The 13,717-nt window shown below is 52.0% G+C and carries 6 protein-coding genes; 2 read left to right on the forward strand and 4 right to left on the reverse strand.

Annotation, left to right across the window (positions count from 1 at the left end; translation table 11 throughout):
* Positions 1-383: 383 nt before the first annotated feature.
* From HY879_12800 to lpxC, 4 genes are all read right to left on the reverse strand, one after another.
* Positions 384-2,780, reverse strand: a complete 2,397-nt coding sequence (locus HY879_12800; GenBank protein ID MBI5604222.1) for a PAS domain S-box protein — start codon at positions 2,778-2,780, stop codon at positions 384-386.
* A gap of 51 nt (positions 2,781-2,831) precedes the next feature.
* The gene (locus HY879_12805; protein ID MBI5604223.1) at positions 2,832-5,525 is read right to left on the reverse strand and encodes a HAMP domain-containing protein; all 2,694 of its coding nucleotides are present in this window, start codon (positions 5,523-5,525) and stop codon (positions 2,832-2,834) included.
* A 9-nt stretch (positions 5,526-5,534) separates the two neighbouring features.
* Positions 5,535-6,536, reverse strand: a complete 1,002-nt coding sequence (locus tag HY879_12810; protein ID MBI5604224.1) for an ABC transporter substrate-binding protein — start codon at positions 6,534-6,536, stop codon at positions 5,535-5,537.
* A gap of 343 nt (positions 6,537-6,879) precedes the next feature.
* Positions 6,880-8,259: a UDP-3-O-[3-hydroxymyristoyl] N-acetylglucosamine deacetylase gene (gene lpxC, locus HY879_12815; GenBank protein MBI5604225.1), complete on the reverse strand. Its 1,380-nt coding sequence runs from the start codon at positions 8,257-8,259 to the stop codon at positions 6,880-6,882.
* A 422-nt stretch (positions 8,260-8,681) separates the two neighbouring features.
* Here lpxC and HY879_12820 point away from each other — a divergent pair, with 422 nt between their 5' ends.
* Together HY879_12820 and HY879_12825 are read left to right on the forward strand one after the other, a co-directional pair.
* A complete protein-coding gene (locus HY879_12820) occupies positions 8,682-9,512 on the forward strand; it encodes a CbbQ/NirQ/NorQ/GpvN family protein (GenBank protein ID MBI5604226.1) in 831 nt (276 codons plus the stop codon).
* Positions 9,513-9,525: 13 nt separating this feature from the next.
* Positions 9,526-13,218: a VWA domain-containing protein gene (locus tag HY879_12825; GenBank protein ID MBI5604227.1), complete on the forward strand. Its 3,693-nt coding sequence runs from the start codon at positions 9,526-9,528 to the stop codon at positions 13,216-13,218.
* Positions 13,219-13,717: the final 499 nt, after the last annotated feature.

Raw genomic sequence — 13,717 nt, forward strand, 5'->3', positions numbered from 1 at the left:
GATTATTATGAGCAAAGATATAAAAATCGCCTTTATGAAAATCTAAAACGGAGAGCCAAGCAGTTAGGCTTCGAATTATCAATTATCAAAGAGCAACAATTAGTTATGCAAACTGTATAAGGTTAAGTTATTTGGAAGTCCCCAATGCCGTCACCCCGGCGAACCCCGGATCAGAGCCTGCCCCGGACTTGATCCGGGGTCCGGGGCAGGCGCCGGGGTCCAGACACTGTCCCGGTGGAAACCGGGAACCAGACCTTTGAACCTGGATTCCGGCTTTCGCCGGAATGACGTTTCGCTGGGTTCGGCGACTTTTTACGAATTGATCAGGATTGATGAACTTGGAAAAATTAAGGAAATGCCCATTTTTTCATTCAGACTCCCTCCTACCTCAAAGGCCAGGATGCCCGAATAACCGTCTCTTTTCCTGGTCTGGAATCGATGGCAAAAACCCCGCCCGAAAGCTCGGCCCGTTCCTTCATGGTGGATAGACCGAATCCTTTGATGACTTCCTTCGGATCGAATCCCCGGCCGTTATCTTGAATAATCAATTGTATTCTGTCCTCCTCATTTCGTAGAGAGAGACAGACCCGGTTTGCCTGACTGTGTTTGGTGATATTATTCAAAGCTTCCTGGGAAATGCGAAAGACCGGGGTTTTCAGAGAATCGGGCAGGTCCCCTTCCGATAAACCGATTTGGCAATCGACCGTAATATGGCAATAGGTTTTTTGATATTCCCGGCAGAACCAATTCATGGCGGCGATAAGGCCCAAATCATCCAGAATGGCGGGGCGTAAATCGGCCATGATCCTTCGGGTTTCCACGATGGTCTGTTGAACCGTGGCGACCAGACCTTGCAAGGATTCGGTTTTTGCAAGGCCCTGCTCCATCTCGGCCTTGGTCCTTTCAAGGTTATGCTTGATAGCAGCCAGGGAAGCGGCAATGCCGTCGTGAAGCTCTCCGGCCACCCTTCTTCTTTCCGTCTCCTGGGCCGTCAGACACTGAGAGGCGAAAAATCGCACCTGTTTCTCCGATTCGCGGAGTGTCTCTTCCAGCCGCCGGCGCTGGAGAATCTCTTTCTGTAGTTTGTAGACGGCGTTTGATAATTCCGCTGTTCGTTTCTGAACCCGCTCCTCCAGCTCGGAGCTGATTTTTTCGGCCTTTTGCCGGGCCTCGACGGCATCTTCCATGAGATTGAGAGCCGCCAGCCGGGAAGCTTTCAAGGCTTCTTCTGCCTGCTTACGCTCCGTGACGTCGATGAAGACCACGCCGAAAGATCCTTTCTCGGTCTGAAAGGCGCTGACCTCAAAATGCCGGCCCAGGGCCTTACTCCATTGGTCGAAGTGGGCGGGTTGACCGGTCAGGGCCACCGATCCATACCGCTCCACCCAGAGGCCCTCCGCTTGGGGCAAGACCTCATAGAGTGTTCGCCCCAGGAGATCCCCGGCCTTGAGCCCGGTCATACGCTCGAAGGCCGGGTTTGCCTGCAAAAACCGGTAGTCGCAGGGCCGGCCCGTCTCATCACAGATGATTTCATGGAGGGCGAAGCCTTCGCTCATGGTCTCGAAGAGGGTCCGGTAGCGCTTTTCGCTCTCAGCCAGGGCAACCTGGGCCCGGCGTTTTTCGGTGACATCATGGAAAACGAGGACGACACCTATCACATCCCCGTTAGCATCCAGAATCGGCGCGGCACTGTCCTCGATGGGGAGCACTTGTCCCTCCCGGTTGATCAGGGCCGTATGGTTGGCCAGGGTAACTACTAACCCTTCCCGAAGCACCTGTTTGACGATATCTTCGGCCGGCTGGTTGGTCTTTTCGTTGATGATCCGGAAGACGGTCTTAATCGGCTGTCCCACGGCTTCCTCCGACGTCCACCCGGTCAGGGCTTGGGCAACGGGGTTGAGGAAGGTGATCCGGCCGGAGGCGTCCGTAGTCATCACGGCGTCGCCGATGCTCGTCAGGGTGACCCGGAGCCATTCGCGCTGTTGGCGCAACGCCTCCTCGGCCTGCTTGCGCTCGGCCACCTCCCTCTCTAAGTCCGCTTTGGAGGCGGTTATGGCCTTCAAGTCGGTGGTCATGCGGTTGAAGGCCCGGGATAACCCGCCGATTTCATCATTTTTCTTTTCTTCGAAAATAAAATCAAGGTTCCCGGAGCCGATAACCGCCGCACCGGCCCCGAGCTTGGCTATCGATTTCAGGATCCGTTGGTAAGTGAGCAAATAGCCGGCCAATAGAAACAACCCAAACAAACCCACCATGATATAAATTAACAGGGTTCTGGTATCAGTGAGATGGTCCCTCTTTTGACGGAACAGGTGCGACAAGCGGGTAGCATCCGATACCAGTCCCTGGCATTGGATCGCCATGCGGCTCCAGGAAATCTGAAATAGGGTCTGGGTGAGAGCGGTATCCGGATTCCGGGGCAGGCTTACCGAAGCAGAGGCCACACTGTCGAATACCTCCTTCAACCGCCTTTGATTGGTCCGAATATTGGCGATGAGCGCCTGTTGCTCGGGTAGGGAGGCACGCAAACCGGACACCTGTTCGGAAAAGGAGGCAAATCCGGACTGCCATCGCTTCAGTTGTTGGTCTTCGCGGTAGATCAGGTAATCGTTGGACAAGTAACTTAACTCGTTTGCGCCCCGGGCTATCTTTGCGGCTATTTTTTCCTGCAGGCCGGCTTTCTTTGTCTCGATATTGGTTTTAATGGCCGATCCCGTTAAGACGATCAGGATAAAACCGAAAAGGAGCATGGTTATCATGAATTGCGTTTTAAGTTTCATAACCCTTTTTCCGTTAAATTAGGACGCAGATTTTCGCCGATACTCGCAGGTTCAAGAAATAAGCGGATAGCACGGGGGATGTCCGGCCTGGGCGCAGAGCTCGTTTACTTGTTTTTTCAACTCGATCATGCGCAGCTCGCGGTCCACGGCAGCCCTGTTGAAGCGCGACAGTTCTTCATTTATATCCTTAAGCTCCTCCATCTGCCGCTGGATCTCCGACTCGGCCTTTTTGCGCTCGGTGATATCTTGGGCGGCCCCGACCACCCTGATCGCTCCCGGGTGCAGGGGATCGGCCACCGGATTGATCGAGTCCCGGACCCAGCAGGTCTCGCCGCTTTTGGTGACAATCCGATATTCGCTGACATGAGGTTGCAAGGCCTGAATATGACGGAAACGTTCTGTAGCGACATCTTTATCCTCGGGGTGCAGTATCTCGGCTAAATCCGCATCAATACTATGGCCGGTTACCAATGTAAATCCGGAAGTAACCCAATCCCAGACGACCTCTCCATTCGGCTCAACACTGAAGGCATAGACCCAGTCGGAGATGGCCTCCGTAACCATTCGAAAGGGTTCTTCCTGTCCTTCAAAAACCGGCCGGATCGGCCGGCGTTCCGGGATCTTTTGATCCGCCTCATTCAACGGCCACGAGGCCCGAATGGTCGTTCCGATTCCTTCTCCGGAGCGGATATCGAAGATCCCGCCCGCATGCTCGACCCTTTCTTTCATGCCGATAAGTCCGAAACCCGCCCATGATCTCGCCCGGAAAAGTATTTGCTCCAGATCGAATCCCTTCCCATTATCGGTGACAGTGAATTCAATCCTTCCCGCCCTGTCTTTTTTTAAAGAAAGCAGCACACTGCCGGCCCCGCTGTGTTGTGCGGCATTCTTCAAGGCTTCCTGCAACACCCGGTAGATCACAATTTTAAGGCGCTCGGGCACATCCTCTTCCATAACATCCAATTGTTTTTCAATGGTCATACCGGCATGGTTATTCCCAAACTCCCGTCCGTACCAGTTGATCGTAGCCAGAAGACCGATGTCGCCCATAACCGGAGGCCAGAGGTCCCCCTGCATGGTGCGGACTCTTTCAATAGCCTCTCTGATATTGGAGACAATTCTCTTCCCGGTCTGTCGGGCGATCATCGGGTCATCGGCTGTCTTGGGGGACAGCAATTGATCGACATCGATCTTGATGGTATTCAGGATCTGCCAGGTGTTGTCATGAAGGTCTTCGGCGATCTCTCTTCTCTCCTTTTCCTGGGCCACCAGAATCTGGGAAGAGAGATAACGCAGCTCTTCCTCCGATTCCCGCAAGGCTTCCTCGGTTCGCTCCCGCTGTTCGATCTCGGCCGACAACTCCTCGGTGCGCTCCGCAACCTTGACCTCCAGCTCGGCATGGGCCTTTTTCAGCGATTCCTCGGCCAGGGTCCTCCGGATGCCGATTCCCAGAGCCGTTGCAGCCTTTTCTAAAATCTTTACACTGTCCAGGGGAACCAGGTTTTCTTTACGATCGGCCAGGTGGATCAGGCCCATGATGTGTGTCCCGAGCCGTATGGGGATCAGGGCCACTGATTCGTATCCCGTTTGATTGCAGACATTCCTGGTCTGTCCTTTATCCTCTTCGGAGACCGTGGCCAGGAAGCGGGTAGTCCCATTAATGTAGAAGGATCCGTCCTCCGTATAGAAGGACAACCTGGGGTCGCAGGTCCCTTTGACGACGTTGATGCACATGCAGCGGTCCGTTTTCAGAGAGAGAGGGCTTTCGGTTTCATAGAACTTTTGGCTGAACCCCAGATAAGCCATATAAGGGATGTTGCCATTTTCGTCCCGTAAGCGGATCCCGACGGCCTCGCAGCCGGTGAATTTTTTTATTTCCCTGACAAAATCCTGGAGCAGCGGGACTAAGTCTATATGCCGGTTGGCGATTTCCAGGAGTTTCCGTGAGGCCCGAAGTTCCGTCTCTATCTTTTCGCGCTCGGCCATCTCCTGCTCCAGGTCCGCTTTGGAAGCCGTCACTTCTTTCAGATTTCCGGTCATCCGGTTGAAGGCCCTGGCCAACTCGCCGGTCTCGTCCTTCTCTTTTTCTTCGATGACATAATCCAGGTTACCGGAGCCGATGACGTCGGCCCCCCGGCGAAGCCTATTCAAAGACGAGATGATGCTTCGTCCTGTTCGAATCAGGACAAAGGTGAGGATACCGGAGGTCAGAATCAGGACCAGATAGATGATGGTGAAAGTCTTGGCCTGGGTTTTCCTGATGTCTTCATCAACCAGGTTTCGCAGGGTGGAGGCGATGGAATCCGCTTTATGGGACCTTATCAGGAGTTGTCCTACCAACCGTTCCTCAGTTTCATCGGATATTTTATCTATCCCGGCCGGACCGGAAAGATTCGTGTTGGGGGCCAGTCTGAGGAAAGCGTCTTTCATGGATTGGCCGTTGAGGCGAATCTCCTCCAGATGACGCAATTTTTCGGGATTCCGGAAATGGGTGGCGGCGATGAGGCCGGTCATTTTTTGGTATTCGGCCAGGAACTGCTGTTTCGGCCGTTCCCCGCGGTAGGTAACATAAGAGAAGATCAGGTGGTTGAGCTCGGTAATATTGTTCCGGATCAGCCGCACCTTATCCCCATTGTCCTGGGCCCTTTCCAGGGAGAGGTAAGAAAAGAACAAGACCGACCCGACCAGCAGGGCCAACATCACGGGCACCACGACGGCCAGGAACAATTTCGTACTGATTTTCATATCCTTTTCCTATCTTCCGGCAATGCCGACAACTCCGGGCTTGACCGCCTTTAAAGCCGCCGTATGAATGTATTCGAGGTAATTCGGTACGGTGATTGAATCCGTCAACCGGTTTCTAATGGCCCATCTGGCCTCATCCTCCATAGACGTCAGGAGGGACTGATCCAGGAATAGTCTGAATCGGAAATCGTCCCAGGCGGCGGTGACGACTTTACGATCCATCTTTATATTCTGCACGATAAAAATCATGAATACTTCCCGGTTGTTCAGCATGAAGGTTTCGCTTTTTTCAATGGCCCTGAGAAACCGCTTCAAGGTTTCGGGGCGTTTTTTTATAAAATCCTTTCGGGCAATAAGAAAAAAATCCATCCGATACAAACCCTTGCTGGGTAACAGAAGGGCCTTATCCCCCAAGGCCTTCCTGGCTTCGTTGCTGAACGGGTCCCAGGTGATTGTGACGTCTATCCGTCCATCTTTCAGCCCTTGGGCTAAACGGGCCGGCTCCATATCGATTAATTTGACGTCGGTCATCTGCAACTGGTAATAGGGCAGGAATAATCCTAAGAGAAAGTGACTGGAGGAGCCGGCCGTTATCCCGATGGTCTTGCCTTTCAGGTCGGCCGGGGCCTTTATGCCCCTGTCCCGCCTGGCCAATACCTGGTGATCATTATCCGAGTAGTCAATACAGCCGATAACGGCATAATCATTCCTGGTGAAGCTGTTGAAAACAACCGGGCCCCGGGCTGCGGTGACCAGATCGAGGCCCCCGGCATTCAACATCGTTCTAAGGGCCGTCCGCCCCGATTCAAACGTTTTTATCTCTACCTGGAGGCCTTCTTCCCGGAAATAGCCCTTGCTTTCGGCTATCCAGACCGGTGAAGTATGGATGGTCAAAGCTGATCCGGTGACGATCTTTTCAAGCGGCTGCGAGGCCTTTGGGCCGCAGCCGGCGAAAAATACCAGGAGCATGGTCCATAAGGCTGCGAGGGTAATTCTCCTGCCGATTTTCATGTTTTTCCTCCACTGGGACATAGACGATGGATTGGCAAAGATATTTTCCAAAGAATTTTGGTATTTTAACGATTTGGGGGGTTCGTGTAAAGGGAATTTTGGACTCCCGACTTGACTTCTTTTCATTAACGAGTCAATAATGATCGTCATTGTCAAAATGACTTGGGTAAGAATCTGCGCCTTGTCCGGGAGTCTCCCCGAAAGAGGAGGCCCGTGACAGAGCAGGTGATTGGCTTAACACTACAGTGGCAGTTATTTCGTCATTCCCGAAGGTCTTTATCGGGAATCAAGGTTTTTTCAAGAAATGCAAAATCGGGGCGGTATTTTCTAATGAAAATGAAGGTTATCCGTAGAGTCTCGGGCCGGCAACCATCTCCTCAAAAAGTTTCTTCATCATATAAAAATTTTCCGTGTGGCCGGTCAGGCGGGCCGTGACTTTTCCCCTGATCGGCCGGTTGAGCAGATAAAAGTCTCCGATAAGATCCAGGATTTTGTGACGGACAAATTCATCGGGGAAGCGGAGTTCGGTATTGACCACTTTTTGATCATCCACCAGGATGAAATTGTACAGTCTTCCTCCTTCCCCCAATCCCAGACGCTCAAGCATCTCCATATCTTTGAGAAAACCGAAGGTCCGGGCCGGAGCGATCTCTTTCTTAAAGTCTTCCTCATTTTCCAGGATGAAATCGAAGGTTTGTTGCCCGATGGGAAAAGGATAGTCCAGGAAATAATGAACCGAAAAGACCTCTGCCGGCTCGATGACCAATGATTTATTGCCATTGGAAATTTCAAATCGACGGTCAATAATCAGTTCCTCGACCTTTTCCTCCTGTTCCTCCACACCGGCTTCCTCCACCAGATTGCAAAACTTCAGGGCCGAGCCGTCCATAATCGGAATCTCTTCGATCATTTTAACCATCAGGTTTGTAATCCGATAGGCATGAAAGGCGGACATCAGGTGTTCGATCGTCTTGGCAACCGCCAGACCCTTCTTGAGCGAAGTGGAGAGATCCGTGGTTTTAACATGGTCGACATGCAAAGGAACGACGTCATCGGAAGAGACGTTTCCAAAGAGTATACCGCTGTTTTGAGGAAGAGGCTGTAACAGCAGACCTGTTTTCATGCCGGAATGGAGTCCCGTCCCATAAAGGACCACACTCTTTTTAAGGGTCCGCTGTAGAAAATAGGGGGTTTCTTTTTTCTTCGACGTCTTTTGGGTCCGTGGGGGGGATTCCAAAGGAAAGGAGGATGGAAGTTCAGCCAGGTCTCCGGCGGCTTCTCCGAAAGAGGTTATTTTTTCCGGTGGGGGGGGCTCCTCGGCGCCGAATCCGATGGCCCCTGGGCGCCCAAGGATCTCTTCCTGGTAGGTGATGGCCCGGCGGACCGTCATGAGGAGCACATCAAGGGATAGAGGTTTTTCAATAAAATCAAAGGCACCTAATTTAACGGCGGTCATGGCCATCGAAATCGTGGCATGTCCGGAAAGCATGATTACCTGGCAATCCGGGGCAATCCCTTTGATCCGTTTCAATACTTCGATACCATCCATGCCCGGCATCCAGATATCGAGGAGCGTCACATAGGGTTCTCTCTGATGGAAGATTTCAAGGGCCTCTTCCCCGCTCCTGGCCGTGGTGATGTCAAATCCTTCATCTTCCAGAACACCGGTAATGGATTTAACCACCCGGTCCTCATCATCTACGATGAGGATTTTTTTTTCCATAAAATTCCCTTCCATGAGCTACCGGGCAAAAATGGAAGTCATTTTACCCTGGCTCACCCGCCGATGAATCGATGCAGGCGGGTCATCAGTCATTTTTCCTGGATCATAGCTAACTTTAGCAAAAAAGAAAACAATTTTTAAGGTTTGATATTCCTCGTTCTTGTGATTACTTTATTAACAGTTGGAAAATTTCGGGAATGAATAAAGCTATTTTAAATTAATAATGGTAACAATTTAACCATTTGAAAAACTTGAAGCTTTACTTGAAAAATCCTGACTTTCGCACACCGTCATTCCGGTGAAAACCGGAATCCAGGCGTTATGCTGAGAGGAAAGAACCTGGATTCCGGCATTCGCCGGAATGACGAAAAGGGTGGCACATTAGAAAAAAATTCGCTGTAGTATTAAGGGAGGAACTCTTAATGTCCAAGCACGAAAAACCGGAGAAATTCGAGAAGGGAGAGTTTATGGTATCCAAGGAACCTTATTATCTCCCTCAGGGAAATGAGATTGCCATTTTTGAGGCGGCCCAGGCCAATAAACTGCCGGTTCTGCTCAACGGACCCACGGGAAGCGGAAAGACCAGGCTGGTGGAACACATGGCCTGGCGGCTCAAACTTCCTCTCTATACGGTAGCTTGTCATGATGATCTCAGTGCCAATGACCTGACCGGGCGCTATATTATCAAGGGGGATGAGGTGGAATGGATCGACGGACCGCTCCTGACAGCGGTACGTGAGGGGGGCATTGCCTATCTGGATGAAGTCGTTGAAGCCCGGAAGGATGTAACCGTCGTGATCCATCCCCTGACCGACCATCGCCGGTATCTACCGGTGGAAAAACGGAGTAAAATCTTCCAGGCCCCGGAAGGGTTCATGCTGGTCATGAGCTATAATCCCAACTACCAGAGTATGCTCAAGGAGCTCAAGCCCAGCACCAGGCAGCGGTTTGTATCGATCAACCTGGGCTGGCCCATTGAGGAGCTGGAAATACGCATTGTCAGCCGTGAGGCCGGGGTGGATGAATCGACAGCCCAAAAGCTGGTCAAGGCAGCCAACCGTATACGGAATCTGGTCCATCAGGGATTGGAAGAGGGCGTATCGACACGGGAGCTGGTCTACGCCGGAACGCTCCTCCGGACCGGTTTGCCGATAAAAGATTCTCTTCAAGCCACCATGATCGAGCCCCTGACCTATGACCAGGATCTGAAAAAAAGCATCGAAGAGGTGTTGAGGAATTACTTCAGTTTTTAGGTTTATTTAAATTATGTCCCATAACCAATTTAAAAATCAACAAAAACCAAGCTATGTCGATCAAGAAAACGAAGAACGGCTGATCAACCGGTTTGCTGATGCCCTGTTGCCTTTGATCGAGCGTTTCGGCTACGAAGGGATCGACCCGGTAGGCCGACTGATGGCCCGGATCAGACAGGAGGACCCCGGGGCGGCCCGGTACCTTCTGGAAATAAGCCCTTCCCTGATAGAACGGCTTCTTCCCCGGGGAGAAGAACTGGTGCTGCAGGTTTACGGATTGGGAAATCAGGTGGCCTCCTGCGGCGCCGTTCCGGCTGTCAAATTCCTGCAAATGGCTCCCGAGATCCTTGAAAAAAGCGACTTCCCTACGCTGGCCAAGACCGCTACCCTGGTTTGTGCAGTGGCTGAAACGAGTCTGGTTGCAGCCGGGGCCTTTATTGATGTCCTTCCGGCCCTGATTGACCGGGTAGGCCTGGAAGGTTTGGGGAAAATTTGGGAATTGGCCCTTCCAATCGCCCGGGAAAGCTTTGAAGCGGCTTCCAGATTCCTCCTGAAAAGCCCGGATCTGATTGATCGCCTGGGGCTGGAGGGTTTGAAGGTCATCAGCGATTTTTCCGCCCTTTTGGCCCGGGAAAGCTGGTCAGCGGCCGTCCAGTTATTCGACAAGTGCCCCCGGATCATCGATGGGCTTTTGAAAGTCGGTGAACCCTCATTAATATTCAGGGTCTGCCGGCTCGGGGACCGGATTGCCCGGACCAATGCCCGGCTGGCCGTCAGCCTCCTGGAATCGAGTCCGGAAATTATAGCCCAAACCGGCTTCACCGGCCTCGAAAAATTGGAGGAACTGGCCTATCAGATAGGGTTGGAGAACTGGACTACTGCCGTCAGCCTGATGGACAGCAGTTCTTCCCTTATCGAACGGGTGGGGTTTGAAGGGTTAAAAAGGATCGCCGCCGTGGCCCGGACCATAGCCCGGGAGAATAGTTATGCTGCAGTAAGCCTCCTGGAAAAGAGTCCCGACCTGTTAGATCGCCTTCAAGACTACGGAGACAGCACCCTGGCCCTTCATATCTACGATCTGGCCGCGAAAGGTGGCCGGTCGAGCTGGCGAATGGCTGTCAACTTTCTCGAGAAGAGTCCGGAATGGCTTTCCAGGATCGGCGCCGAGGGGCTGGAAAGGCTGTTCGTTTTGATCAACCAAACCGCTCAAAATAACGCCCAAATAGCCACCCGTCTCCTGAATTTGAGCCTGGTCATTATCGACCCCATAGGATTTAAAGGTCTGGAAGTTCTCTCGGACCTGGCCCTGCTCCTATCCCGGACCGACCGGACGGCAGCCTTATCCCTTTTGGAAAAAAGCCCTTTGTTGATTTCCCGGCTGGAGAAGTCCGGAGATCGGACAACGGCCCTAACTGTTTTTGAACTGGCGGCCGGGGTGGCCGGCAGCAGCCCGGCCGTTGCCAGCCGCCTGCTCGAAAAAAGCCCGGAACTTGTGGGGTGGGTGGGGCTCGAAGGGTTCGGGATGATTGCGGCCCAGGTGGAAAATACGGCCAGGGTGGATGAAGAAAAGGCCCTTTCTTTTCTGGCCAATGATTCGCCGGCCCTGACTGATTTTATGGAAAATATCCCAAAAGGGCTGGAGTTGAAGACGGTCAAGCCGGTCCTTTCCACCTATCTGCGGGCCTTGCTGGGCAGGCGGGTGGAAATCGTCGAGGCGGAAGCAGCCTACACGGACGGGATGAAGATCTATCTTCCCGGGCGGGTTAAGGATTTTCAGGATATAAAAGACAACTTCGCCTTTTACAAGGTCGCCGCCACCCATCAGGAAGGCCATCTGGAATACGGGAGTTTTGAATTCGACCTGGAACGGATGCAAGACAGCCTTGAACGGATACGGCATCACTATGGATATAAAAAAATAAATTATGACAGTGACATGGACAGTTTTTGTCATCTTTTTCCTGAACCAGATCTGGTTCGGGATTTATTCAACATCCTGGAAGATTTTCGGATTGACGGCCGGCTGGAGAACGAATACCCCTCCCTGGGAGCGGATATTGCCCGCATCAATCATCACCGGCTTCTAAAACGCCGTTCTCCCCATAAAATGACCAACCCCAAACAGCGGGTCGTGGAAATAATTGGCCAATCCTTGATAGGAGGCCGGGCCTTCGATGATGAGGCCGATCCGGTTTATCCGATCTACCGGGAGGCCCAGGCCAGGGCCAAGTCCCTTTTACAACCGGGAGTCGATGTCCATCAGGCGGCTCGGATAGCCTTTGACCTGTATCGTATGATTGATCAACAATTCAAGGAACCTTACCATCCGGAAAAGCCTATGGCCCAGCCCCTGGATCAGGATATGGTTTCCAGGAATATCGGAAGCTTCGGCAAGACTTCCCGGCAGATCCAGGAGCGGATCAGCCGAACCCCGTCCTTCGGAATGGACCAGGGCCGGAATCAGCCGGAAGTGGAAAACGGTTCAGAAGGGGAAACACAGCCCACCCAAAACCGGCCCCAAAAGGAAAATATCCAGCAGAGCCATCGTCCGGCCGGAAAAGATCAAAGGTCCTTTCAAGGCCCGGCTGGCGGCGGAAAAGAGGATTCCGGTGAGGCGAACCCGGAAGCGGAGGAAACCGATGGGGTGGGGGAGGCTATGAAATTCGATTCCGGCGATAAGATAGAACGCCTTCTCCGGGCCCTTTACCGGGAGCGGGGGATAACACCCAGGGAAATCGAGCAGCGGCTCGATACCCTGTATCCAAACGAAATTTATCTTTTTCTACATAATATCGAGGCCTTGCTGGATAAAAAAACAGAACTTCAAATAGAAAGGGGAACCTCGCTTTACCCTGAATGGGGAGAGGATATCAACGACTACCGGGCGAACTGGGCGAGAGTCCGGGAGCAGACCCTTCAGGGGAGGACCCTGGAGTTTTACCGGGAAGCCCTGGACCGGTATGCCGGACTTCTTAAAAAGATCAGGAGGGAATTTCAGGTCTTAAAACCGGAAGGGATCACCCGGCTCAAAAGGCAATACGACGGGGATGACATTGACCTGGATGCCGTTGTGGAATATCGGGTGGACCGGAAAGTGGGACTTTCCCCGGATGAAAAAAACTACCGCCTGACCTTGAAAAAAAAGCGCGACATCGCTGTGGCTTTGCTGGTCGATATGAGCCGGAGCACCAAGGGCGCCACAATTGAAAGGGAGAAGGAATCCATCATCATCCTGTCCGAGGCCCTCCACGAAGTGGGCGATGCCTTTGCCGTTTACGGCTTTTCAGGGGACAACAGGGATAATGTGGATTATTATCGGGTTAAAGATTTCGAGGACCTCTATGACGACCAAGTGAAAAAGAGGATCTCCGCCATTACCGATCGTTTTGAAAACAGGGATGGAACGGCCATCCGGCATACCATCATCCAATTGAGGAAGAGGCCGGAAAGAACCAAAATGATTATCCTCCTGAGCGACGGCAAGCCGATGGACAAGGAATATTCAGGACCTTATGCCATCGAAGATACCCGCATGGCTTTGAAAGAGGCCCAGCCTTATGGGATTAAGACTTTTTGTATTACCGTCGACCGGGCTGCGGCGGAATACCTTCCCAGAATGTACAGCCACAGCAGTTGGACCGTCATCGACGATGTAACCAAACTCCCTGAAAAGATCACCAGGATTTACCGGTCCCTGACGTCTTAAGGCTGTAGGGCGGGTGCAGCGAAGCGTAACCCACCACGATTTAAAACAAAGTAGACATAAGGACCACATTAATCGGTGGGTTCTGTTATCAATCCACCCACCCTACATTATACTTTTGGACCAGGCCGTCTCAGGTTGACAAACCCTATTTTTGTACGCATAATAAAACTAGAGCGTATTTTTTACTAACGCGTCCCCTTAACCGTCATTCTGGCAGGCTTTAAGCTTGTCCCCGACATTCTTAATCTGTGAGCGGAATCCAGGGACTTTGGTTTTCTCATTCTCTTGAAAACCTGGATTCCCGATAAAGACATTCGGGAATGACGAGGATAATGACGCTGTAGTAATACAAAATCATTAAGTTCAGATCTCCTGACATAGGGTATCAAAAACCTTATAAGATTGATGTTCTTTGAAAATCTACCAGGAAAAATTAATGTAACATTATTTCTTTATTTTTTATGTTTTTTGGGGTAATATACTCCCATGAAAACACAGC

This window comes from Deltaproteobacteria bacterium, assembly GCA_016219225.1.
Classification (GTDB): Bacteria; Desulfobacterota; RBG-13-43-22; order RBG-13-43-22; family RBG-13-43-22; genus RBG-13-43-22.